The 26616-nt window shown below is 35.3% G+C and carries 20 protein-coding genes, 1 pseudogene and 1 riboswitch; of the genes and pseudogenes, 20 read left to right on the plus strand and 1 reads right to left on the minus strand.

What is annotated here, in order from left to right; all coding sequences use genetic code 11:
- Positions 1–26 precede the first annotated feature (26 nt).
- From JOD07_RS10005 to JOD07_RS10065, 14 genes and pseudogenes are all read left to right on the plus strand, one after another.
- Positions 27–1103: a protein-glutamate methylesterase/protein-glutamine glutaminase gene (locus JOD07_RS10005; RefSeq protein ID WP_330636244.1), complete on the plus strand. Its 1077-nt coding sequence runs from the start codon at positions 27–29 to the stop codon at positions 1101–1103.
- Between the two features lie 47 nt (positions 1104–1150).
- Positions 1151–1561: a response regulator gene (locus tag JOD07_RS10010; protein WP_204613811.1), complete on the plus strand. Its 411-nt coding sequence runs from the start codon at positions 1151–1153 to the stop codon at positions 1559–1561.
- Positions 1562–1607: 46 nt separating this feature from the next.
- A complete protein-coding gene (locus tag JOD07_RS10015; RefSeq protein ID WP_204613815.1) occupies positions 1608–3074 on the plus strand; it encodes an Hpt domain-containing protein in 1467 nt (488 codons plus the stop codon).
- A gap of 344 nt (positions 3075–3418) precedes the next feature.
- Entirely contained in the window at positions 3419–4243 is an 825-nt protein-coding gene (locus JOD07_RS10020; protein ID WP_204613817.1) for a CheR family methyltransferase, read from the plus strand.
- An 89-nt stretch (positions 4244–4332) separates the two neighbouring features.
- Positions 4333–6567, plus strand: a complete 2235-nt coding sequence (locus JOD07_RS10025; RefSeq protein WP_204613819.1) for a chemotaxis protein CheW — start codon at positions 4333–4335, stop codon at positions 6565–6567.
- A 49-nt stretch (positions 6568–6616) separates the two neighbouring features.
- Complete coding sequence (locus JOD07_RS10030; RefSeq protein ID WP_204613822.1) at positions 6617–8251, plus strand: chemotaxis protein CheW; 1635 nt, start codon at positions 6617–6619, stop codon at positions 8249–8251.
- A 409-nt stretch (positions 8252–8660) separates the two neighbouring features.
- Positions 8661–8747, plus strand: a riboswitch (cyclic di-GMP riboswitch).
- An 872-nt stretch (positions 8748–9619) separates the two neighbouring features.
- A pseudogene (locus tag JOD07_RS16010) lies at positions 9620–9988 on the plus strand (methyl-accepting chemotaxis protein); the annotation flags it as partial.
- Positions 9989–10054: 66 nt separating this feature from the next.
- Positions 10055–11107, plus strand: coding sequence for a methyl-accepting chemotaxis protein (locus tag JOD07_RS16015; RefSeq protein ID WP_416387173.1), 1053 nt, complete (start codon positions 10055–10057; stop codon positions 11105–11107).
- An 18-nt stretch (positions 11108–11125) separates the two neighbouring features.
- Positions 11126–12601 carry a chemotaxis protein CheW gene (locus JOD07_RS10040; protein WP_204613826.1) on the plus strand — a complete coding sequence of 492 codons (1476 nt, stop codon included), beginning with the start codon at positions 11126–11128 and terminating at the stop codon, positions 12599–12601.
- Between the two features lie 90 nt (positions 12602–12691).
- Positions 12692–13771, plus strand: a complete 1080-nt coding sequence (locus JOD07_RS10045) for a protein-glutamate methylesterase/protein-glutamine glutaminase (RefSeq protein ID WP_158741365.1) — start codon at positions 12692–12694, stop codon at positions 13769–13771.
- A 47-nt stretch (positions 13772–13818) separates the two neighbouring features.
- Entirely contained in the window at positions 13819–14229 is a 411-nt protein-coding gene (locus JOD07_RS10050; protein ID WP_158741364.1) for a response regulator transcription factor, read from the plus strand.
- A gap of 47 nt (positions 14230–14276) precedes the next feature.
- On the plus strand, positions 14277–15752 hold the full coding sequence (locus tag JOD07_RS10055; protein ID WP_204613829.1) for an Hpt domain-containing protein: 1476 nt from the start codon (positions 14277–14279) through the stop codon (positions 15750–15752).
- A gap of 229 nt (positions 15753–15981) precedes the next feature.
- Positions 15982–16866 (plus strand): CheR family methyltransferase, encoded by an 885-nt coding sequence (locus JOD07_RS10060; protein ID WP_204613840.1) that lies wholly within the window; start codon positions 15982–15984, stop codon positions 16864–16866.
- 75 nt (positions 16867–16941) lie between these two features.
- On the plus strand, positions 16942–19155 hold the full coding sequence (locus JOD07_RS10065) for a chemotaxis protein CheW (RefSeq protein ID WP_204613842.1): 2214 nt from the start codon (positions 16942–16944) through the stop codon (positions 19153–19155).
- 274 nt (positions 19156–19429) lie between these two features.
- Here JOD07_RS10065 and JOD07_RS10070 read toward each other — a convergent pair whose 3' ends face one another.
- Positions 19430–20764 carry a hemolysin family protein gene (locus JOD07_RS10070; protein WP_243429303.1) on the minus strand — a complete coding sequence of 445 codons (1335 nt, stop codon included), beginning with the start codon at positions 20762–20764 and terminating at the stop codon, positions 19430–19432.
- 574 nt (positions 20765–21338) lie between these two features.
- Between JOD07_RS10070 and JOD07_RS10075 the strand changes: the two genes are divergently transcribed.
- The 6 genes from JOD07_RS10075 to JOD07_RS10100 all read left to right on the plus strand — a co-directional run bounded on the left by JOD07_RS10075 (position 21339) and on the right by JOD07_RS10100 (position 26522).
- Positions 21339–22004 carry an amino acid ABC transporter permease gene (locus tag JOD07_RS10075; RefSeq protein ID WP_204613844.1) on the plus strand — a complete coding sequence of 222 codons (666 nt, stop codon included), beginning with the start codon at positions 21339–21341 and terminating at the stop codon, positions 22002–22004.
- Positions 21985–22662 (plus strand): amino acid ABC transporter permease, encoded by a 678-nt coding sequence (locus JOD07_RS10080; RefSeq protein ID WP_158741359.1) that lies wholly within the window; start codon positions 21985–21987, stop codon positions 22660–22662. The genes JOD07_RS10075 and JOD07_RS10080 overlap by 20 nt, the downstream gene beginning before the upstream one ends.
- Before the next feature lie 11 nt (positions 22663–22673).
- Positions 22674–23423 carry an amino acid ABC transporter ATP-binding protein gene (locus JOD07_RS10085; protein WP_279380856.1) on the plus strand — a complete coding sequence of 250 codons (750 nt, stop codon included), beginning with the start codon at positions 22674–22676 and terminating at the stop codon, positions 23421–23423.
- Between the two features lie 16 nt (positions 23424–23439).
- Positions 23440–24369 carry a cysteine ABC transporter substrate-binding protein gene (locus tag JOD07_RS10090; protein ID WP_330636248.1) on the plus strand — a complete coding sequence of 310 codons (930 nt, stop codon included), beginning with the start codon at positions 23440–23442 and terminating at the stop codon, positions 24367–24369.
- A gap of 304 nt (positions 24370–24673) precedes the next feature.
- A complete protein-coding gene (locus tag JOD07_RS10095) occupies positions 24674–25165 on the plus strand; it encodes a DUF6323 family protein (protein ID WP_158741357.1) in 492 nt (163 codons plus the stop codon).
- Positions 25152–26522 carry a DUF6179 domain-containing protein gene (locus JOD07_RS10100; RefSeq protein WP_204613845.1) on the plus strand — a complete coding sequence of 457 codons (1371 nt, stop codon included), beginning with the start codon at positions 25152–25154 and terminating at the stop codon, positions 26520–26522. The genes JOD07_RS10095 and JOD07_RS10100 overlap by 14 nt, the downstream gene beginning before the upstream one ends.
- Positions 26523–26616 lie beyond the last annotated feature (94 nt).

Here is a 26616-nt window from a genome sequence, read left to right on the forward strand (position 1 = left end):
ACTAAAAATGATGGTAGGTGATGATCGTGACCGACAGAATAAAAGTATTAATTGCAGATGATTCAGCCCTTATGAGAAAGGTTCTGAAAGAAATCGTCATGACCGATCCAAGTCTTGAAGTAATTGGAACAGCGAGGAACGGAGAGGATGCCATTAAAAAAGTTCATGAGTTAAAACCGGATGTGGTAACTATGGACATCAATATGCCTGTTATGGATGGTTTGACAGCTATGCAGTATATATTGAGCGATTATCCGGATATACCTGTTTTGATGGTGAGTTCACTTACTGATGAAGGAGCTTTGATAACTTTTGAAGCTCTTGAACTTGGTGCCTTTGATTATGTTACTAAACCTTCAGGAACTGTATCTTCCAACATCCATGTTGTCGGAAGGGAAATTATACAAAAAATTAAACTGGGTTTTGAATATGCCAAAAAGAGAAATACGCTTCGAAGAAGTGAAAGGCGCAGTACTACAGTTAAGGCCAAAATAACAATACCTGCGACTAAAACATCCATATCTGCTAGTACTGGCCTTTCAAAAATTATCCTCATAGGTATTTCTACAGGTGGTCCTCGGACATTAATGGAAGTTCTTCCAATGCTCCCACAGGATTTACAGGCTGCTCTTGTGATCATACAACACATGCCGCCTTCATTTACTTCTTCTTTTGCAAAAAGACTGGATAGTGCTTGCCCATTCCCGATCAAGGAAGCAGAGCCAGGAGATGTTCTTCAGGACGGGAGAGGTTATCTGGCTCCAGGAGGATATCAACTTTTGATCAGAAGGGAAGGGATGATTCGGCTTTCTCATAATCCTCAAACTGTTTTTATGCCATCGGTAAATGTGACAATGGAATCTGCACTGGATACCTTTGGAGGAAAGAAATTGATAGGCGTTCTTATGACTGGAATGGGAGACGATGGAGCTGATGCTATGGTAAAGATCAGAAAGGCTGGAGGGATTACCATAGCTGAGGATGAGTCCACAGCAGTGGTTTTCGGTATGCCGAGGGAAGCAATTGAAAGAGGTGGTGCTGAGATTGTAGTGCCCTCCTATAAAATAGCGGATGAAATCATTAAAGCCGTCAGAAAGAGTTAGTATCAAATCTAATGGTATGTATTTTTGGGATTGTATGGAGGTATTCGATGAAATATACATATAAAGTTTTGATAGCGGATGCTGATGAAGAAATATTAAGTACTTTAAAAACACATCTGGAGCAAGAAAACTATGAAGTAGAAACTACTCAAAGCGCTATTAGTGCCCTTGAGAAAGTCAAAAGCGATAAATACCATATTGTTTTGATGGATATAGACTTACCTGAAATGAATGGGGTTGAGCTTTTGAAAGAAATTAAAAGTTATGATGCATTAACCCAGATCATTATAATGGCAGGACATTCCACAATGGAAAAAATATTAAATGCTCTCGAATATGGCGCTAACGATTATATACAGAAACCATTCTCGGATGTAAAGTATATCACCCAAGTTATGAATTGCTCTGTGGAAAAATTGGAGAGGTGGAGAAAATCTATTATTCAAATCGTACAATAGTTAACTCAACTGAAGGACATTACACTGTATTAGGAGGTAAACTTAAATGGATACCATGATCCAGTTGTATATGGAAGATACGGAAGAGATTCTGCAAAAGGCAGAAAAATGTCTTATTCGCCTTGAAATGGAATATTCCACAGAAAATATTAATGAATTGTTCAGAATAGCCCATACAATTAAAGGTTCTTCTCAGATGGTAGGTTATGAAGATATTGGAAATGTTATGCATAAAATTGAGGATATGCTTGATTGTGTAAGAAATGGATCTATACTGTTTGATCAGAGCATTGTATCTCTTTGCTTTAAAGGCTTGGATATTGTTAAACAGATGTTGGAATATAAAAAAGAAAATGAGAATAACGAGATGCCAAAGGACCTTAGTGATGAAGCTTTAAAAATTAATGAAGACATTGCAGCTTTAATCGGATTCAATAAAAAACAAGAAAAAAAAGTTATGGCAGAGCAGCCAGCCATGGGGATTGTATCAAGCCTTTTGAATAAAGAAGCTAAAGGCAGAAATAAATATTATGTTACTTTCTTCATAGATGAAGATGCACCTATGGTTTCGCCTGTATTGTTAATGATTTTAAAAAGTGTTGAGGATATTGGCACCATTGCTTATTCAAGTGTAACGGATAGCTATTTTTCAGAGTTATCTAGTGAGAATGCAATAAGTACTTTTGACATTATTTTATGTACAAATATGGAAGAAGCAGAGTTGTATACATATTTTGATTTATTTTATGTAAAAGGGATCAATATAGTAGATTTAACTCGAAGTAAATTGGAAGAAAATGATTATTTCTTTAACGATGCAGATCATATTTTTTATAGTATTGTTTTAAAAATTTTTATAAAGCTATATTATTTGCTTTTTAACAGATCAAAGGCAATTAAGATAAACGAAGAAGAACCTAACATAATAGAGGCCTTATACAGTATAGAGTTTTTATACAATGAAGCTGTTAATGTCAGTGACAAAATGAAAAATAAAGATCAAATCAGCTCATTTATGAAGGATTTAAACGATTTTTTTATTCTTATTACAAAGATGTATAAAAGGAAAAAAGATACTAAAGAAAAACTGCATTCCAATATTCAATTTCAAATGCTGAATCTGGCCAAAAGAGCCTATATTTATTCAAAGGGGAAATATTTATTCAGAATCTTTAAACCTGGAAAGGAAGATTTTGTTAGTAGATTGAGTAATTTTATTGAAAAAGTTAATAAATCGGCAACGTTAGCTATTTTTATTGATCTAAGTAACTTGGATTTATTGTGTGAAAATGAGATCAAAGCTCTGATTGAGTTTAAAAATCAATTGAAGGTTTATGAGATAGAAGTCGGTATTATTGCAGAAGGACCTTATGCCAGAAGGATTATTAACATTTTTGATTCTATAAAACCTGTTGAAGAGTTTAACCTATTTAAATCTGAATTTGATGCGGTTCTAGGTATGCTTTGTTCACAAAACTTTTGTCATAGTCTTTTTAAAGATCATGGTGAATAAGCTAAATATTGATTTAACACCAATAGACATACAAGGTATAAAAGTAAAAAAATGATCTCATATAGCAAATTGGGAAAATACATAAGGGTATTGTTGAAATTATGCAAATTAATGAGCAGAAGCGTATTAATAAATCTAAAATGATATAGTTCAGCAGTTATAGTGTATGAGCATTGTGATATGATGCCGCCTGCTGCAATGATCCCTTCGCAAGTATAGCAGCCGCTCATGCAATGAATTTTTGGATATTAGTAATGCAGCTTATGTGCTGTCAAAAATACTGGACTATTTTGAAAAGGTGAGAGAAGCTGCTAAGGAAGTTATGAGCAATAATAGGAGGAAAAATGGTATTATCTGATGAATTATTTGACAAGTTCATAAAATTGATTTACAGAAAAACAGGTTTATATTATGAACGTAATAAAAAGTATTATGTAGAAAAAAGGATTGAAAAATGTGCACAATTGCTTGAAATGGACAACTTGAATGAGTACTATATGATGTTAAAATTTTCAGATGACACATCAGAATTTGATAGATTAATCAACGAGTTAACGGTGAATGAAACTTATTTCTTTCGTGATTTTCCTCAATTGCGTAATTTTGCAGAGGATGTGCTGCCTATAGTCGTTAGGGAGAAAGGTGACAGAAAAAAAATAAAAATATGGAGTGCGGCATGCTCCACTGGCGAAGAACCTTATACTCTTTCCATTATTCTTCTAGAAATGCTTGATCACCCAGAAGAATGGGAGATTGAAATACTTGCTTCTGACATAAATACCAAGGTATTAAAAAGTGCAAAAATAGGCATCTATGAAAGCAGAGCTGTAAGGGATGTACCTCCTGAATACCTGGAGAAATATTTTACAAGGCGGCAGGATAAGTATTTTGTTAATTTGAGTGTAAAAAAACTTGTATCTTTTAAGCGAATAAATTTGATGGATCAAAATGATATGAGCAATATTAGAGGATACGATTTTATATTCTGCCGAAATTGCTTGATCTATTTTGATGATGAGTCAAGAAAAACTGTTTTATCAAGTTTTTATGAATCCTTGAATCCTGGAGGATTTATTTTCTTAGGACATTCGGAGTCTGTTGGAAGGTTTTCATCTGCTTATAAAGTTCAAAAAATAGGGGATACAATAGTTTATTCTAAGCCTAAGTAGTATTACAGAACGAAATATCTGCCTATAGATGACTCTAATAATCAATTAAAACCAAATAAATGTTTCTTTTGGTTTAAGGGGAGAATATTATGTTTAGCAGAATCTATTCAGAAGATATTGATATCGTTAAAATGTTTATTAATGAGTGTAAGGAATGTCTTGAAGATTTAAAAAAAGATATGCTAAAGCTTGAGGTGAACTCTGAAGACATAGATTTGCTCAGTCATCTTTTTAGAAGGACCCAAAAAATCAAGAGAGAGTCTTCATTTGTAGGGCTATCAGGTATTGTGAGATTAACTTATGAGGTAGAATGCATATTAAAGGCTATAAAAGATAAAAGAGTGGCCGTTGATACAGAACTTATTGATGGAGTGCTTTTGTATATAGACTTTTTGGATACTTATACAACAGGACTTCTTGAGAGATTAATGAAACTTGATTCAAATGTTGACAGTAGATTGTATCTGGAATATGAAGATCAGCAAGATGAAAAACAGTTGGTTGCAACTTTGCGACAAGCTTATGAAAGTTGTGAAATTAGAGATGATGAAAACAGTAAGGATCAGAAGGAAATTATTGAAGATCAAAATTTGGAAGTTCTGCAGTCTGAAGTGTTTAATAAGGGATTGACAGGGGGAATTAAGGACCAATTTTTGTATGAAAGTATGGAGAATTTTGATAAAATCGAGCATGATTTATTAGTGCGGCTTGATGTCAATGACGATGATCAAGTGGCCATCAGTGAGATTTGCAGAATTATGCATAGTACCAAAGCTAGCGCAGGCATATATCTTGCAACTGTACCTCATCAAAGTCAGGAACAATTAGCATTAAAGAAGTTTTCTGAGGTTGTCCATACTTTTGAAAATTTATTAGATTTGATAAGAGACAAGAAAGTTCCATTTGATCATGATCTTATTGATTTAAGTTTCTTGGTGGTAGATTATTTAAAGTCTTTTATAAACTCTTTTTTTTCGGAGGAATTTTTGAATTTACAGAATAATGATATCCTTGATGGAATAAAAGAACATATATCTCAAATTCAATCAACATCACAGGATGCATTATCAAAAGCTGCATCAACTCAATTGAAATTAGAAAAAGTTGATGAAGTAAAATCGAAGAGCAGCATAAATCAGAGCATACGGGTTAATCAAGAAAAAATTGATAAAATGATGAATATGGTCTCTGAACTTTTTATTGCAAAAAATTCATTTACATATATTTCAACCAAATTGAATTTAGAGTATGCAGTGCCAGCAATCTCTAAGGAAATGAAACATTTTGAAGAATATTTAAACAGTATTTCTGAGGAACTTCAAAACGCTATTATGTCCATAAGAATGGTGGAAATCAAAACAGTTTTTCAAAGAATGCCCAGAGTCGTAAGAGATATAGCTCAAAGTACAGGTAAGAAAATGGAGTTGCGTTTGGAGGGGGAGGACACAGAGTTAGACAAGACAATTATTGAACAAATTGGAGATCCTTTGGTGCATTTGATTCGTAATGCTGCGGATCACGGTATAGAGCTCCCTCACGTGCGTTTGTCAAAAGGTAAGCCAGAAATAGGAAGAATTGTATTGAGAGCCTACAGCAATAGCAAGTATGTATTTATTGAGATTGAAGATGACGGAAAGGGAATCGATGCTGAGGAATTGAAAGAAAAAGCAATTGAAAAAGGATTTATTACCCGTGCTGAAGCGGAAAGGATGACTCGTAGTCAATTGTTAAATCTTATTTTTCTTCCAGGGTTCAGTACTGCAAAGCAAATTACAGAGATATCTGGTCGTGGCGTGGGTATGGATATTGTAAAAAGTAATATTGTTAGCATAAATGGAAATATAAAGATTGAAAGCGAAGTGGATCAAGGGACGAAGATGATTATCCAATTACCGCTTTCACTGGCAGTTACCCGTGACCTGATTTCCCGGGGATTAATTGTAGAAGCAGCAAATGAAACTTATATTATTCCTCTGAAATATATTGTTGGTTCAGTAAAAATTAATAGAAGTAACATTCATAAATATGATGACAAGTGTTTCATGCATTTAAGAGGGGACATTATCAGAATTGAATGGCTGAGTAAGGTTTTTATGTCTGGTGAGAGAGATGTCGGGAAAGAAGAATTGAATGTTGTGATTTTATCCAATGGAGTTGAGAATTTTGCAATTGTTGTAGATAAGCTGAAAAATGAACAGGAGTTTGTGGTAAAAACATTGGATGGGCATCTGGCCTCTATTCCTGGGATATCTGGGTCAACTTTACTGGGAAATGGACAAGTGGTTTTAATTGTGAATCCTATAGATCTCCTGCAGCTTATGTAAAAATAAAGTATTCAACTTAAGCATATGGTGGAAAGGCTGGCGAATATAAATGGCAGGAAGGAGCAGCAAGAAAAAACAGGGTAATTTTAAGAAGATGAAAAAAGAAGTGCTTGTAGAGCAACAGAATGGACAGAATCAAAATTCAGAAATATCAATGGAAGAGTTGGAGAATGATAGTTTGATAATGCCAGAGGCAGTAATTCTGGACAATGTTAAAAAAGAAGCAGAGGATAATGGAGAAAAAGCTGTTGATACAAAGAAAATAGAGTTGGTAATTTTTCGTGTAGGCGAAGAAGAGTTTGCTCTAAAAGTGTCGAATATAAAGGAAATTATCAGGATTCCTTCAGTGACAGAGGTTCCTAATGCTCCAGAGTATATCACAGGTTTGTGTAGTTTGAGAGATCATTTGTTGCCTGTTATAGATTGCAGAAAATTATTTGGTATGCCAAAACAGGAATTTAATGAGAACAGCAGAATTATTGTTACAGATATTCATGGGAAAATGACAGGACTGGTGTCCGATAAAGTTTTAGAAGTTATCAATATTGAAGAAACACAAGTAAACGAACCTCCATCCAGTATTAAAGGAATTGATGGTGGAATGATTCAAGGTATTCTAGTTCTTGATGAGGGTAAAAGAGTGATTATGATTTTAGATGCCGAGAAAATTACAAAAGTTAAAGGGATTGATGAGACTGTAAAGCAGAACCATCCCCCCATAGAAGATTTAATATCTTCGGAAGCAAAAGAGGAAGAAGATCAGATTATTATATTTAGTGTTGGTAAAGAAGAATATGCCTTTAGTATTGATTATGTAAAAGAAATCATTGGATTGCCTGATATTGTTAAGGTACCGAATACGGCAGACTATATAGAGGGTATGTTTTCTATAAGAAATGAACTTTTGGCTGCTATTAATCTGGGAAAATATTTTGGTATGAAGTGTGAAGTTTTAGATAAACGAGGTCGTGTGATTATTATAAACAATGGATTTTTGTCATATGGTATAATTGTTGATAAGGTGTCCAATGTGGTTCAGGTGCAAAAGCAACTATTAAAAGAAAATGTGCAGGATGCAATGTTTGCTGGTATAGGTTTTACTAAAGGAATTTATAATTTGAACAACGGTCAAAGATTAATTATGATGTTAGAGCCTGATCAGTTGATTCATTTAGAAGATATACAAGGGATTTTGGAAGTTAATCAAAAAGAATCAAAAAAGGACAGTACATTCCATCCTGATGAAGTAGGACTTACCAGTGAATATGTTATTTTTAGAATTGATGAGGAGGAGTATGGAATAGCAATTCATAAGGTACAGGAAGTCAACAGAATTGACGAAATCACACATTTTCCGGGAGCACCTCAATTCATAGCCGGAATGGTTGATTTAAGGGGAGAGGTCATACCTATACTGAATCTAAGAAAAATGTTTGGACTTCAAGATTTAGACTCTTATTGTGGATCCAAATTTTTAGTTGCTGAATTTGAAAATAAGAAAATAGGTATCTTGATTGATTCGGTTTCTGGCGTTTTAAGATTTTCAGAAGCCTGTATTGAAAAAGCTTCAGAAGCATTAAAAGAAAAAGATCAGAATTGCTATATAGACAAAATAGCAAAACTGAATGATGGTAAGCGAATGGTTTTGATATTAAACCTTTCAGCTTTGTTGAGTTTTATGTAAGATGGATTAAGAATAGAAAATGCGAACAGAGATAAAGGAATATAAAGATTCTAAAGTAAGGGGTTTCCAGGCATTGTTTTTGCTGAAATAATAATGTCAGAAACTCTTTTTTTATTGCTTACGGGAATATGACTACGCCAACTGTTTTTGGAAAAGTTATATAAATTTATAGGTATTTAGTTTGACATCATTTAATGAGTTTGATATACTTACATCAAATTAAGTCGAATTATTATGAAATGTATCGAATTTACGTACAATATTTAGCGGAATTTTGATTTGGAGAATACAACTAAATTTTTTAATTCTATTTTTGGAGTAAAAAGCTTTGGCAAAGCTGGTACTATTTTTTAATTTTAATTTATTGCAATGGGATTTGACGAGATTTTTAGTTAAGTAAAAACAGAATACCATGAAAAGGCAAACTTATTGAAAAATAAGGACGCAAAGCCACGAGTCTAAGGTGAGAGAACACTATGATTGTCGGGTTGCCAGGTTGCATTTGAAGAACTTATTTAAAGCTATGGCAGACGATGTTGCTGTGGCTTTTATTCATTTATTGCAGAGTTAAACTGCATATCGTAACACTTGATATTACGATGCCAGAAATGAATGGTATCGAGTGAATGGCTGAAATACTCAAAGTGTGAATTCAAAGTAAAATAAAGTGCAGTATAGAAGAACTTCGGAAAAAAGTTTCTTTTTTGCACTGTGATGGATATATGGGAAAGGAATCTACTGCTGATGGCGTGAACACATACTATATTATTTTTAATCCTTAAGATATAACTGACAACATGGCAATATAATTGGATGGGAATGTACAATGGACTGGAAACAACTCTGATTCTTGTGCATTTAATTATATAAACCATCGTAATTTACTTAAAAATAGGAGGACAAAATGTTATGGAAAAAAAACTTGCAAAGCCTTCAAACATGGAAAGTGAAAAAGGAACATCACAGACTTCACTTCGGATCACAGATGAAATGGAGAAAAAAAGAGAACTTGCCAGAAAACAGGCTCAGGATAAAGTGAGAGCCAGAACACTGGCAAAGCAGCAGCAACTTTCTGAAAGGATTGCGGTTGCAACAGAGCAGTTGGCTTCAGGGATTGAAGAAGCAAGCAGTGCAGCCGAAGAACTTGGTGCAACGATGGAACAGATTGCCAGAGGTGCAAGTGAAGCATCTTCTGCAGCCGAAGAGTCAAGAGCTGCTATTAACCAGATCGATAAAGCTTCAGTCGTGGCAGAAAAGAACGCGAAAGAATCCTTGAAGAGAGTGGATCTTGCAAAAGAACTGATAGATAATACTTCTAATGATATAGAATTGATGATTAAAGGGATCAAGGCATCAGCGGATACCAATATGGAATCCGTAAAACTTGTTGGAGAACTGGAGAAGCAATCCAATGAGATCGGAGAAATTGTGCAGGCAGTGGTAAGAATTGCCGATCAAACTAACTTGCTTGCGTTAAATGCAGCCATAGAAGCGGCCAGGGCGGGAGAACATGGAAAGGGCTTTGCAGTGGTAGCTGATGAAGTGAGAAATCTTGCCGAGACTTCAGAAAAATCAGCCAGAAATATCACAGAACTGGTGAATGAAATTCAACAGAATGTGAAAATTGTTGTGGTGGATATTGAGAATGCTGGTAAAGCTGCCAATGAAGAAGTAGAGAAGGCACTGAAAACTACTGAGGATCTTATTAAGATCAATGAGGAAATCATTTTGGTAAGGGAAGGAGTTGTGGAAATATCTCAGAATGCAGTGGATGCCAATAAAGGAGCCAGTGAGTTCCTGGCGATGGCTGAACAGATTGCTGTAGCTGCTGAACAACAAAGTAGTGCCGCTGAAGAAGTAGAAAAATCAATTCAAATGCAAAATTTGGCTTTTAATGAGTTAAATGCAGGTGCTGCTGATTTGGCTCAGATGGCTGAAGAGTTAAAGTATTCTACGGATGCCCAGAAGTCTTCAGAGTCCTTGGCGGCAGCATCTGAGGAATTGTCAGCTAATGTGGAGGAAGCAAATTCTACTGCCAATGAGATTCTAAAGGCAATGCAGCAGATTTCAGCAGGTGCCCAGGCTCAAGCCGAGCTTACTGAAAAAGCTGCAGGACTAGGTGACAGACTTGCAGTAGCTGCGCAGCAAATGAGTGACAGGGCGAAATTCTCTGCAGAAAAGATTGAAGAACTTCAACAGTTGCTGGAGGCAAACAAAACAGCAGTGGATAATTTGATTGCTGGAATATCTTCTTCAGCAGAATCTAGCATTGTCTCTGCAAAAAATATTAAGAACCTAGAGGAAACTACAAGAAGAATCGATAAAATTGTGGACGCTATAGTTAATGTAACCATTCAAACGAATATGCTGGCTGTAAATGGTTCTATTGAAGCGGCCAGGGCAGGAGAATTCGGAAGAGGTTTTTCAGTTGTTGCCGGAGATATAAGAGCGCTTGCCAATGAATCTGCGGAAAACACAGATAAGATCAAGGATCTTGTAAGAGGCATTCAGAATCAGATTCAAAGAGTTGCAGCGGATATAGATCTTTCCAGTAAAACTTCTTTAACTGAAGTAGAAAAGGCAAAGAAAACAACACACAATCTCAATATTATTGAAGAAAGCATGATAGAGATCCTTACAGGAGCAAGAGAGATTCTTAAAGGATCAGAAGAGTCGTTAGTGGCTTTGGAACAGGCAAAGAAGGGTGTGGATCAGATTGCAACCGCTGCTCAGGAAGCCAGCAGTGGAGCTGAACAGGCAGCAGCAGCAGCAAATCAACAGGCCAAAGGTATGCAGGAACTTGCAGAAGCGATTGAAGAGATCTCAGGATTGGCTGATGAACTTCAGAATATGTAGAGAATGGAGGGGATAGTCATGGCTACTGGTATAAACAATGCCAGCTTTACAGAGCGCCAGCTAGTTACCTTCCTGCTTGGAGAGGATGAATTCGGGACTGATATTATGGATGTAAAGGAAATTATCAGGGTTCCTGATATCACAAGAGTGCCGAATGCTCCAGTCTATGTTGAAGGTGCGTGCAATTTAAGAGGAAATATTTTGCCAATCATCGATGGGAGGACCTGGTTTAATCTAGAGAGAAAAAATAGGGATGAAAACAGTAGGGTGCTCGTCATAGATGTAGATGGCAAAGCAACAGGAGTAATTGTAGATAAAGTATCGGAAGTAATGAGGGTAAATATTGCAGACATAGAGGCACCACCAGAAATTATAAGAAATGTGGATTTAGACTATTTAAACGGTGTTGTAAAGCTGGAGAATGGAAACAGGCTTGTCATGCTTTTGGATGTTGTAAAGGCATTAAGTGTTAACAACGCCCAAAAGGAAGAGATAAAAGAGCAGAACGAAAGTTTGCAAAAGAACAGTGCGATCCTAGGCAGCAGTAATAATGAGTCTATCGATGAGGAACAATTAGTTTCCTTTCTCCTAGGTAAAGAGGAATATGCCATTGGGATTATGAAGGTTAAAGAAATTATCCGCACACCTCAGATCGTGAAGGTTCCAAACTGTGAAGAATACATAGAAGGAGTAGTTTCTATACGCAATAACTTGTTGCCTATAATAAACTTAAGGACATGTTTTGGAATGGAACATCTGGAAGTTAACGATCACACCAGAATCCTGGTGGTGGATATGGGCAGTTTTACTGCGGGAATTATGGTGGATAAGGTTTTAGAAGTTTTGAGAGTCCCCTCAAGTATTATTCAGTCTCCACCGAGATTTTCCACTCAAAGCGAGGATCAGCTCAAAGGAGTGGCAAAGTTGGATCAAGGTAAGCGTATGATTTTGATGCTTGAACCTTCAAAATTAATTTCTGCTGATGTAATCAGTGGAATCAGCGGAACTGATGGAATTTACAAAGAGGATAGTGATGGAAAGAGCATTGGGAAACAACTGATTGATGAAGAGCAGCTGGTAACTTTTAAAATAGATTCTGTGGAATATGGGGTTAAGATTGCTAATGTTCAGGAAATCAACAGGATGACGGAAGTAACCAAAATACCCAGGGCTCCATACTGCATTGAAGGAATTGTAAATTTAAGAGGAAATGTAATACCTGCACTGAATTTAAGAAAACTATTCAATCTTCCAGAAAAATCAATTACTGATGCCACACGGATTATTATCATTGATCATAATGGAAAGAGAACGGGAATTGTGGTTGATTCGGTTTCGGAAGTACTTAGATTTGAAAAGACCTTGATAGAAGCCCCACCTGATACATTAAGCAATGGGGTTGACAGTGATTATGTGGAAGGCGTTGGAAAACTTAATGACGGTAAACGAATGATATTGATTTTGGATATTAGTAAAATACTAACTTTGTGTTAAAATTAAGTTTTTTAGGGCGTTACCACGGGTATAGTAATATTTATTTCGGGGTGCGCCCGAATTTTCTAAAGATGATGGCAGGTGATATTCGTGACCGACAAAATAAAAGTATTGATTGTAGATGATTCAGCTCTTATGAGAAAAGCTCTGAAGGAAATTGTTATGACTGATCCGAGCCTTGAAGTGATTGGAACAGCGAGGAACGGACAGGATGCCATCGATAAGGTGTACGAGTTAAAACCGGACGTGATTACAATGGACATCAATATGCCTGTTATGGATGGTCTGACATCTATGCAGCATATTTTGAACGAAGATCCAGATATACCTGTTTTGATGGTGAGTTCACTTACTGAAGAAGGAGCATTGATAACTTTCGAAGCACTTGAGCTTGGTGCCTTTGATTATGTTACTAAACCTTCAGGAACTGTATCTTCTAATATACATATTGTCGGAAGGGAAATAATTCAAAAAATTAAAGTGGCTCATAAATCCAAAAGCAAGAAAAGTATCAAAGACAAATTTAGGAGGCGTGACGGCACTATCGCTATAGCAAAGAAAACAGCACCTATAATTAAAACGCCCATAATCACTAGTCCAGACCTTTCAAAAATTGTTCTCATAGGTATTTCTACTGGCGGTCCTCGTACACTGATGGAAGTTCTTCCGATGCTTCCGCAGGATTTACAGGCTGCAGTAATCATCATACAGCACATGCCGCCGTCATTTACCTCTTCTTTTGCAAAAAGACTGGATAGTGCCTGCCAGCTTCCAATTAAGGAAGCAGAACCAGGAGATATCCTTCAAAATGGAAGAGGATATCTGGCTCCGGGAGGATATCAACTATTGGTAAGAAAAGAGGGGATACTTCGTCTTTCCAACAATCCTCAAACAATTTTTATGCCATCGGTGAATGTAACGATGGAATCTGCACTAGACACTTTTGGCGCTAAAAAGGTGATCGGCGTATTAATGACCGGAATGGGAGATGATGGGGCAGATGCTATGGTAAAGATTAGAAAAGCTGGTGGCGTTACCATAGCTGAGGATGAGTCTACAGCAGTGGTTTTCGGTATGCCAAGAGAAGCAATCGAAAGAGATGGCGCTGAGATTGTAGTGCCCTCTTATAAGATAGCGGATGAAATCATAAAAGCCGTTAAAAAATTTTAGGCTACATCTAATGAATAGGTATTTTTTGAATTATATGGAGGTTTCCAATGAAGTATAAATACAAAGTTCTGATAGCAGATGCAGATGAAAAAATACTAAGCACTCTAAAAAATCATCTGGAACAGCAAAACTATGAAGTTGAAGTTACTCAAAGTGCCAAAAATGCTTTTGAGAAAGTTAAAAGCGATAAATACCATATTGCATTGATAGATATAGATTTGCCTGAAATGAGCGGAATTGAGCTTTTAAGGGAGATCAAAAGTTTTGATGCTTTAATACAGGTTATAATGATGGCAGAAAATTCTACTATGGATAAAATATTGAACGCCCTTGAATATGGGGCCAATGACTATATACAGAAAACTCTTTCGGATGTAGAGTATATCACACAGATTATAAATTATTCTGTGGAGAAACTGGAGAGGTGGAGGAAATCCATTATTCAAATAATAAAATAACCAATCCCAAACTGATTGGTATCATACTGTATTAGGAGGTAAGCTTAATGGATACCATGTTCCAGTTGTATATGGAAGATACAGAGGAAATGCTTCAAAAGGCAGAGGAATGTCTTATTCGCCTGGAAATGGAATATTCATCTGTAGAGATTAATGAACTGTTTAGAATCGCTCATACAATTAAAGGATCTTCTCACATGGTAGGGTACGAGGATATTGGAAATATTATGCACAAAATAGAGGATATGCTTGATTGTGCAAGAAACGGTTTCATCTTGTTTGACCAAGACATCGTGTCTCTATGTTTTAAAGGCTTGGATATTGTTAAGCAGATGCTGGAATACAAAAAAGAAGGTTCCGGAGAGGTGCCAAAGGATCTTATGGATGAAGCTTTAATGATTAATGAAGACGTTGGAGCTCTTATCAGATTCGGTAAAAAGGAAGAAAAATCAGTTGTGGTAAAACAGCCAGGTACAGGAATTGTGTCAAGCCTTTTGAACAAAAAGGTTAAAGGTAGAAATAAGTATTATATTACTTTTTTTATTGAAGAAGATGCACCTATGGTCTCTCCTGTACTTTTAATGATCTTAAAAAGTGTTGAGGATATTGGTTCCCTTGCGTATTCCAGTGTAACGGACAGTTTCTTTTCCGAATTATCTGGTACGAATGAAATCAAAACTTTTGATTGTATTCTATGCACAGATATGGAAGAAGCTGAACTGTATGCTTATTTTGACTTGTTTTATGTTGAAAGGATCAACGTAGTAGATCTAACCCGAAATAAGCTGGAAGGAAATGATTACTTTTTTAACAGTAGCGATCATACTTTTTATATTATTATTCTAGAAATTTTTATAAGACTATATCATTTGCTTTTTAATAGATCAAAGGAAATTAAAATAAATGGGGAAGAACCTAACATAATAAAGTCACTATACAGCATAGAGTCTTTATACAGTGAAGCGGTTAACGCCTGTGACAGAATGAAAAATAAAGATAAACTCAACCTATTTATCAAGGATTTAAATGAGTTTCTCACTTTTATTACTAAAATGTATAAAAGAGAAAACGCTATTGCTGAAGAACTGTATTCCAATATTCAATTTCAGATGTTGAATCTGAGTAAAAGAGCTTATAATTATGCAAAAGGAAAGTATTTGTTTAGAATTTTAAAACCAGAAAAGACAGATTTTATTAATAAATTGAATGATTTTAGTGAAAAAGTCAATAAATCTACAACTTTAGTTATTTTTATTGATCTAAGTCAACTGGATATTTTATATGAAAATGAGGTAAAAACTCTCATTGAGTTTAAAAATTGTATGGAAAATTATGGTTTAGAAATAGGGATTATTGTAAAGGGAATTTATGCCAGAAGAATAATTAACATTTTTGATTCAATAAAATCCATTGAAAAATTTAACATATTTCAATCTGAATCGGATGCCCTTTTGGGAATTCTTTATTCCAGTGATTTTTATTATAGAATGCTTAAAAGGATTGACAACGGACAACTAAAATAAGAAATGATTAATATATATAAATTACATAGGTTCAGCAGTTATAATGTCATAAATGTTGTAAGTGATGCCGCCTGCTGCAATGATACCTTCGCTAGTATAGCAGTCGCTTATGCAATGAAGTTTTGAAATGTAATATGACAGCCCGTGTACTGTAATAAATGCTGGAGGACCATTTTGAAAAGGTGAGCGATGCTGCTTAAGAAGCTATGAGTGATGAAGAGGTGGAAGAATGATATTATCTGATGAATTATTTCATAAATTCATAAAATTGATTTATAAAAAAACAGGAATATATTATGAGCGGAATAAAAAATATTATGTAGAAAAAAGGATCGGAAAGTGTGCGGAATCCCTTGAGATGGACAATTTAAATGAGTATTATATGATGCTGAAATTTTCGGATGATTCATCTGAGTTCGATAGATTAATTAATGAGCTAACGGTGAATGAAACTTATTTTTTTCGTGATTTTCCTCAATTGCGCAATTTTGCAGAGGATGTGTTACCTATAGTTGTTAGAGAGAAAGGTGACAGAAAAAAAATAAAAATATGGAGTGCGGCATGCTCCACAGGTGAAGAACCTTATACCATTTCTATTATTCTTCAGGAGATGCTTGAGCATCCTGAAAAATGGGAAATTGAAATACTTGCTTCTGATATTAATACTGAAGTATTGAAAAGTGCGAGAATTGGCATCTATGAAAGCAGAGCTGTAAGGGATGTACCTCCTGAATATTTGGAGAAATATTTTACAAGGATGCAAGACAGGTATCTTGTCAATCTGAGTGTAAGAAAACCTGTTTCTTTTAAACGGATTAATCTGATGGATCAAAATGAAATGAACGTTGTTAAAGGGTGTGATTTTATTTTCTGTCGGAATTGCTTGATCTATTTTGATGATGAGTCGAGAAAAAGTGTTCTGGATAGTTTCTACGAATCTTTAAATCCCGGAGGATTTATTTTTCTAGGACATTCGGAATCCGTAGGAAGATTCTCATCTGCCTATAAAGTTCAAAGAATAGGAGATACAATAGTTTATTCCAGGCCAAAACAGTATTATGGAGAAAAAGATTTGCCTGTAAATGATGCTCAAATAGCAAGATACTCTTACTAATTTGTGATGGTATCAACTACTTGTGACTGGATTTAAACCACATAAATGCTTCTTTTGATCTAAGGAGAGAATATTATGTTGAGTAAAATCTATATAGAAGATATTGATGTAGTTAAAGTGTTTATTAATGAATGTATGGAATGCCTTCAAGGATTTGAAAAGGAAGTTCTGAAGCTTGAAGTGAGATCTGAAGATATGAATTTGCTTAGTCAAATCCTTGAAAAAGTTAAAAGAATTAAGAGGGAGTCTTCTTTTGTAGGGATATCAGGCATTGTAAGATTAAGCCATGAGATAGAAGTTATATTGGAGGCCATAAGGGATAAAAAAGCAACTGTTGATACAGGACTTATTGATAGCTTACTTTCCTGTATAGATTTCTTAGATGCTTATATAAAAGGGATGCATGAGAAATTAAAAGAATATGCCCTGGATGATGAAAATGGTCTGTACCTGGAAAATGAAGATCATCAGAAAGAAGAACAGTTAGTTGATAACTTGAGACTCGCATATGAAAACTGTAAAAACAGGGAGGATCAAGAAAGCAAAATTTATAATAAAGATTCAGAGGAGAAAGAGATTGAAATTTTACAGTCAGAAGAGTTTAAAAAAGGTTTGACGGAAGGAATAAAAGAGCAGTTTCTGATTGAAAGCATGGAAAATATCGATAAAATCGAGAATGATTTGCTTATGAAGCTTGATAGCAATAGTGATGACAGGGAAGCCATCAGTGAATTATTTAGAATGATTCACAGTATTAAAGGCGGGGCATCAATGTATCTTGCATCATTACCCTCTCAAAACCCGGAATACTTCTCTTTAAAAAAGTTATCCGAAGTTGTGCATACTTTTGAAAGCCTGTTGGTATTGATAAGAGATAAAGGATTTAAATTTGAAAATAATCTCATTGATTTAAGTTTTTTAGTAATAGATTATTTAAAGTCCATAATGAGTTCTATTATTTCTGAAGAATTCATTGATTTACATAATGATGATATACTGGATGAAATTAAAGGATGTATTTCACGAATTAAATCTGTCCCCGGCGATACTACAAACTCTGCAGTCATAAACCAGCTGCAATCCAATAAAATAGATATAACCAAATCAAGCGTTTCACAGACTATTAGAGTTAATCAAGAAAAAATTGATCAAGTGATGAATATGATTTCTGAGCTTTTTATAGCTAAGAATTCATTTATGCATATTGCTAAAAGATTAAATATAGATTATGACTTGCCTGAAATGTCGAAAGAAGTTAAGCAAGTGGGAGCATATATAAACAGAATTTCAGATGAACTTCAAAATGCAATTATGTCCATAAGAATGATAGAAATCAAGACGGTTTTTCAAAGAATGCCCAGGATTGTACGGGATATAGCGCAGAGTACGGGGAAAAAAATGGAGTTATATATGGAGGGCGAAAATACAGAGCTAGATAAAACAATTATCGAGCAAATTAGTGATCCTTTAGTGCATTTAATACGTAATGCTGCAGATCACGGCATTGAACTTCCAGAAGAGCGGTTGACAAAAGGGAAATCGGAGACAGGAAAGATTGTACTACGAGCTTACAATAAAAATAAACATGTGTTTATTGAGATTGAAGATGATGGTGCGGGAATGGATACTGAAACTTTAAAAAACAAAGCAATCGAAAAAGGGCTGATCACCAGCACAGACGCTGAAAAGATGAACCGCAATCAATTATTGAATCTTATTTTTCTTCCTGGTTTTAGTACTGCCAAACAGATTACAGAGATATCCGGTCGGGGCGTGGGCATGGATATCGTTAAAAGTAATATTGCTAAACTCAATGGTGCTATAATGATTGAAAGCGAAATGGATAAAGGAACAAAAATGATTATTCAATTACCTCTTTCATTGGCTGTTTCTCATGGTTTGATTGTAGAAGCTTCTGGAGAAAACTATATTATTCCTTTGGAATACATAATCGAAACAGTAAAAATAGATAGGAACAGTATTCATAAGTATAGCGGAAAATATTTTACATGTTTAAGAGGAAATGTGATTAGAATTGAATGGCTCTGCCAGATCTTTATGACTGGCGAGAGGAATGCTGATCAAGAAGAGTTGAATGCAGTGATCTTGTCCAATGGGGCCGAAAATTTTGCAATTGTTGTGGACAAGTTAAAAAATGAACAGGAATTTGTGGTAAAAACATTGGATGGGCATCTGGCTGCCATTCCTGGGATATCTGGTTCCACTCTGCTGGGAAACGGACAGGTGGTTTTAATTGTAAATCCTTTAGATCTACTGCAGCTTATGTAAAAATAAATTATGGAATTTGAGCATATAGTAAAAGAATTACCAGGATAAATGCAGGTAGGAAATAAGAGATTCCTAGTAAGAGTTTCTGTGCATTGATTTGTTGGAAGGTTGATGTCAGAAACTTTTTTTATGGTGATAAGAATAAGAGTTCATCAATATTATTGTTAGCCGAAGGCAAAAGGCTACTTTAGAATATTTGTGAGTGTTTTGAGACCTAAGCAAAGATATATGCATAAAAAAATGGCCATGTTTTTACGTGGCCATTCTCATTCGTTTATATATCATTTTCGGTACGAGTAGGCTCTTTTAAAGAAACAATCGCCTTTTCCACTTGATGATCTCGAATTTCTAATACCTTGATGAAAAGCCCTGAAGTTTCTATTTCTACACTTGTTCCGTCCTGCGGAACAGCACCCAGTGCATCGAAAACCAGACCGTTAAAAGTATCGTAATCTTCGTTTGGGAGAGAAACACCAAGTACTTTAGATATATCCTCAAGGGAAGCACTGCCATGAATTTTCCATGTTTTGGAGTCAAGCTGTTCAATCGGCGTGATTTCATTTTCTATCAATTCGTCATATCCCAAATCACCAACCAGTTGTTCCACAAGGTCGTTTATGGTGACAATTCCGCTCACACCTCCATACTCATCCAGAACTACAGCAAGGTTATTGCGACTTTGCTTCATATTGCGGAACAGAACATCAGCCTTAACACTTTCGGGGACAAAATAGGCAGGTTTCACTGCTTTATTCATTACATTTTCCCGGCTTTTATCTTCCAGGCGGAAATAATCTTTGGCATTTAAGATACCGACAACATTATCAACTGAATTACTGCAAATGGGATAAAGCGTATGACGGCTACTGTAGATAGTGTTTTTCCAGTCTTCCATGCTTTCTTCCAACCATAGCAGAGAGATTTCAGTTCTGTGAGTGGCTATGTCCCCAGCGGTCAAATCATCAAACTCAAAGACGTTTTGGATAAATTCCTTTTCATCATGGTCAATTGTCCCTTTCTGACTTCCAAGATCCACCATCATACGAATTTCCTCTTCACTTACTTCTTCCTCTTCTGCATTAGGATCAATGCCGAGCAATCGCAGAATAGCGTTGGTGGATACGGTAAGAAACCAGACAATAGGAGCAAAGAGTTTGGCAATTCCACTAATCAGAGCGGACATTCCTAGTGCCAGGGGTTCAGCTTTTCTCATGGCAACTCGTTTGGGAACAAGCTCACCAAAAATGAGTGTAAAGTATGATAAAACTATGGTGATGAATATTACAGCAATTGTATCCAATGTTTTTTCAGGGATCGGTACACCCAATTTCATGAACCATCCAACCAGCTTGTCCGAAAAATTATCAGCTGCAAAAGCACTGCCCAAAAAGCCGGAAAGGGTAATGGCAACCTGAATGGTTGCTAAAAAGCGAGCGGGCTGACTGGTTAGCCTGGCAAGACGGATTGCGCGTTTGTCTCCCTCAGCTGCAAGCTTCGACAGTTTACTGTCGTTCATAGAAATGACCGCAATTTCTGCACATGCAAAGATTGCATTAAGTGCAATCAGAATAACTTGTAATAGGATCATTAATAAAATAGAGCCTTCCAAAATAAATCCTCCTTATACGATTTCAATACCATATATTTGTCTATGTTGCTAACAGAATATTTAAATTGCTATTTTTAATCACGCAACATAGTCTATGTCTTATTCATTAATTTTAATATATGGTATAAAGGAGGTTTATCTTCGTTGTTACTCTCACCTTCATCCATAGTTTACGAGCGCATCTCCTTTCAAAAAATATTCAAAATTTATTGTATCGAAAAAAATTACTATCGTCAATGTAAAAACTGTAAATATGCTTTAGAGAGCGTTACGGCAAGGAAGTCATTAAAAAAAGGTAAAATTATGAATTAATTAGAACAGGAAGCGCATAGACTATTATAAATCTAATAAAAAATGGTTGACAGAAGTATTTCTTTGCTATAGTATATTATACAGATAAAAATAGTATGGATTACAATAACAGAAAAAGAATGTTAAAGGAGATTTACAGTTAGAAATTTTCGTAGGCTGAAGTAAATTTCTGCCTCTGAACAGGGGTGGGATTTTTTTATGGCAAAATATTATACTTACTTAGATTTGAAAGGATGTTAAATATGATTGAAGGGATGAACATATGAACCTTAACTGGCAGTTTATAGCAGAAAGTTTGCCGCTTTACCGGGAAGCAGCATGGACAACACTGAAACTTGCATTTTGGGGTATATTGATTTCTTTAATAATTGGCTTTATATGCAGCATAGTTTTGTACTTCAAAGTAAAAGGATTAAAAGTAGTTGTGCATATTTACATAGAGTTGTCGCGTAATACGCCTCTTCTTATACAATTGTTTTTTTTATACTTTGGTCTTACTAAACTAGGAATAACATTGAGCGAAACAGCATGTGCGATCATCGGTTTGTCTTTTTTGGGAGGAAGTTATATGGCGGAGGCTTTCAGAGGAGGTTTAGAAGCTGTAAGCAAAACACAGATAGAATCCGGGTTAAGTATAGGCCTTTCAAAAAGTCAGCTGGTGAGATATGTGGTTTTTCCTCAGGCCTTTTCAGTAAGTGTGCCTTCAATCGGTGCAAATTGCATTTTCTTATTGAAAGAAACTTCTATAGTAGGAGCGATTGCAGTGGTTGATCTCATGAATGTAACCAAAGATTTGATAGGAATGTATTATCAGACGTTGGAATCTTTGCTTATGTTGGTAGTTGTGTACTTAATCATGATTTTGCCTTTATCATTACTTCTGACGTGGCTGGAAAGGAAAGTTCGGTATGCAGAATTTGGGAATTAGTGTTCTTTTTAAGGGAAAGAATATACAGCGTCTGTTGGGAGGGCTATTAATAACATCAAAAATTGCTTTCATTTCTATTATTATTGGTTCTTTGCTTGGAATAATTTTTGGAGTAATTTGGACATCAAAGTCCAGATGGATCCGTTCAATTTGTCGTATATACCTTGAATTATTCAGAATAATACCGATTCTCGTTTGGTTGTTTGTTATATATTTCGGGGTTACAACGGTTATAAATATTGATTTAAGTGGTGAGTTTGTTTCGATTGTTGTATTTACCCTTTGGGGGGCTGCCGAAATGGGGGATATCGTAAGGGGTGCATTGGAATCTCTGCCAAAACATCAGATCGAGTCTGGAAAAGCAATAGGCCTTAGTTTTTGGGGGCTTTACAGATATATTCTAATCCCTCAGGCTGTAAGAAGAATGCTTCCGGGGGCGATCAATTTGGCTACAAGAATGGTTAAGACGACTTCTTTAGTGGTTTTGATAGGAGTTATAGATGTGATTAAAGTAGGACAGCAAATTATAGAGCATTCTCGCACAGAAGTTCCTACAGCATCTTTTTGGGTGTATGGTTTTCTGTTTATATTGTACTTCATAATCTGTTATCCTCTTTCCCAGTTATCTAAAAACTTGGAAAATAAATGGAATGTATAGGGGGATTCATCATGCATAAAGAAACAAATGAAGTATTGCTTGAAATTAAGGGAGTGTATAAAAAATACGATGATATAACAGTTCTGGAAGATATTCATTTAAGCATCAATAAAGGTGAAGTTGTTGTAATTTTGGGACCTTCAGGTTGTGGAAAAAGTACTCTTTTAAGGTGCCTTAACGGACTGGAGAAAATACAGGGAGGAGATATAAGATATCGTAATAAAAGTCTTGTTGGGCAAGATGTGAATTGGCAGGAAGTCCGTCAACGTATAGGAATGGTATTTCAAAATTACGAATTGTTTTCACACATGACAGTTATTGAAAATATCATGTTAGGTCCTGTTAAAGTTCAAAAAAGAGATAAAAATGAAGTGATGGAACAGGCCAATCAGTTATTAAGCAGGGTGGGCTTACTGGATCGAAAAGATTCTTATCCTCGGCAGCTTTCAGGAGGACAGAAACAGCGAATTGCTATTGTCAGAGCTTTGTGTATGAATCCTGAGATTATGTTGTTCGATGAAGTGACTGCTTCTCTTGATCCTGAAATGGTAAGAGAAGTTCTGGATGTAATATTGGGACTTGCAAAACAAGGGATGACAATGCTGATCGTTACTCACGAATTGTCTTTTGCCCGAGCTGTGGCGGATAAAATAGTTTTTATTGATAAAGGAAGAATCTGTGAAATATCGAAACCCGATGAATTTTTTACAAATCCAAAGACAGAACGTGCTCAGCACTTCTTAAATAAATTTCAATATTAAATTTTAGAGGAAAGGAATGATGATTATGCCAAAAAATATTAAAAAAATTCTTCATGTATTGATGATTACAGTATTGCTACTGGGAGTGTTTGCTGGCTGTAGCAATAATGTAAGTTCGACTACTGAAACCAGCACATCGGAGTTTGATACGTCAGAGAAAAGTACTTCAGAAAACAGAAACTCAGAAATTAAAGGTACTCTTGCTGAAATTACAGAACGAGGGAAGATCAGAATTGGCGTTTTCAGTGATAAATATCCTTTTGGTTATGTCGATGAAAATGGAGAATTTCAGGGCTTTGACGTGTACATTGCAAGGAGATTTGCAAAGGATCTTTTAGGTGATGAATCTAAAGTTGAATTTGTTATAGTGGATGCAGCAAGCAGAGTAGCATTCCTTGAATCAAACAAAGTGGATATTATCATGGCTAATTTCACAGTTACAGAAGAAAGAAAGCAAAAAGTAGATTTTGCTAATCCGTATATGAAAGTTTCTCTTGGAATAGTATCTCCTGAAAGTGCTCCGATTACTTCAGTTGAGCAGTTAAAAAGTAAAAAAGCAATTGTGGCTAAAGGAACCACTGCAGAAACTTTTTTGACCCAAAATTATCCTGATATAGAGCAATTAAAATTTGAGCAATATACAGAAATATTTGAAGCATTAAAGGATGGCCGTGGAGATGCTATCGTTAATGACAATACAGAAGTGATCGCATGGGCAAAAAAGAATCCTGGATTTGTAGTTGGTGTACCTTCATTAGGCGGACAAGATACAATTGCACCGGCTGTTAAGAAAGGGAACAAGGAACTCCTTGACTGGATTAATAAAGAACTTGAGGCTCTTGGTAAAGAGAATTTTATACACCAGGCATATGATGCAACCCTTGCTGAGATCTATGGAGAAGACTATAAAGAACAGCTTGTTATTGAAGGTGGGAAATTGGAGTAACCTAAGAAGGCTCAGGTCAATAATTGGAGTGGGATATCTTAATCTCATCAGATTATTGATTCTGAGCCTAATTTAATATAAAAATCATTGCGGACTTTTGGGAGAGACTAAGAGAAAGCCACCGGTTATACATGTATAATCGGTGGCTTTTAAAGGTATTTCTTGCTTTAAATAAAATTAGATGATATAATAATATGGTTAATAAATTAAAATAAAAATACTCAATTATACCATATCATATTCTTGATTAAATGTCAAGGGGGAATTTTTTAAGTTTTTTATGATTTTGTTGGAGGTGGTTTTGTTGTCATTTGAGCTTATAAGTACATTTTCATTTTTAATTCAAAAACAAGCTGTTGATGAAATTGTAAAATGTAATGAGTATACTTCTAAGTTTGGGTTAACTTTAACGCATATCGATGCTCTTGGGCTTATTGAAACAAGAAGTCTATCCTTGAAAAATTATGGACGTATTGAATTTGGCAGCGGTGTAATCGACAAAATCATTAAGGCGTTTTGTGATTCTCCTTATATCTCTATGTACAACTATGTAGAAACACTCCATGTTTTAATTGAGATGTTTTATTTTTATAAAAATGAAACTCTTGATTTAATCACTGATGATGAATTGATCCGATTTATGAAAAATGCTTTTGACGGCGAATGCCAAGGATCTCTGGAATTGCTATCAGGACGAGAGCTGGATGGGTTAGCGCGTAATTTGTGCTATGGATATGAACCAGACGATGTAGATGAAGATGACTGGGAAGAGGAGGATGAAAATGGGGAGTATTGAGAAACGACACCTCATTGAATGCAATAAATTAAGTGGTGAATTTTATTTTAATTCTATCTTGCAGGAGGCATATACTTGTGGACTTTTGGATGAGTCTGATTTAGAGAATATTCAGCTTCAGTGTATTCGTCTTTTGGCTCATAAAAGTGAACAATACAATATGGGAAAAAGCAGCTCTATAAGGGTAGAGGTTGCTGAAAGCATTATGAAATCAAATCTTTATACAATAGGATTATACTTAAAGTCTCTGCCTAATCCCGACATTGCGGCAGACGAGTTAAAGATAAAGAATGCAGATGTTTTTGAGATGTATGAAAGAGGCCGGAAAATACTTCATACGAAGTTTCAGACAGCAAAACATCTTTACCATTTGGTTCAAAAGAGCAAACTGGATACAATTAATCATTCATATAATGCAACATTAAGTGAAAACGGTATCAGGATTTTTTTTAAGGCATACAACTTAGACTATGGAGCTTATGATTGTCCTGCTTCTATTGATTATCAGCTTTGTAATCCTGTTGATGATTTAGGCGGAGTTGAATTTATTCAAAAATATCTTGAGCAGTTATACTTAGAAAATGAATTTTGTAAGAATTTTGATGCAGAGCATATTCATTATCTACTTTATGGATATGACAAAGGGTATAAGGATTTATTGATAAATATTTTTGAACAAGTACTAACCGCATCTTTAGTATGCGCTCTTGCAGACCGCAATATAAGGCAGCTTAGTATTATGCAGGAAGATTTACGAAGTTTAAATGAAAAATTGATGAAAACAGAACATCACATCCTCATGTTAAATATACATCAGAAAATTGAAGATATATATGAAGTGTTGAATATTACAAGTTCCTCACTCCAAAAATATATCGAACGAAGTTTGCTCCGAATTAAATCTAATATAAAAAATGCCTTAGAATTAAATACTTTGGATAAAGTATTCATTATTCCGGTGAATTCTAATTTAGAACCTAAAATTCAATTTGAATCCGGTGTAAAAATGTATGATAAAGCTTACAGAGAGTTAGTAGATGAACTGCTTGCTTGCCGATATTCATTTGATAAACTCAAGCTCATAAAGCAAAAAGTAAAATCTTTTGATGATCTTGAAGATTTATTATTAGATATTCTGTTAGAGGAAAAAGAATTCATCTCTTTGTTTGATACTCTTGGCGATACGGAGATCGCAGCAATGATTAAAAGACATCCTTTTGAATCAGATATTCAAGCTGTAGATTTATCGGAAGCGGAACAGACCGTGCAACTACATTTGAAAAATTATGTTAGGCAGCTTCCAGGCTATAGGCAGCAACTGATTTTAAATATTGCGAATCATCTTGTATGGGATTGATGTAAAAATATCATCAATGATGACTGTATTTTTAATTCATATTTTGTAATCTAGTAGAGCCAATAGAAGTATTTACCATGCTAGGAATAAGTGG

The sequence above is a fragment of the Defluviitalea raffinosedens genome (genome assembly GCF_016908775.1).
GTDB classification, from domain to species: Bacteria; Bacillota; Clostridia; order Lachnospirales; family Defluviitaleaceae; genus Defluviitalea; species Defluviitalea raffinosedens.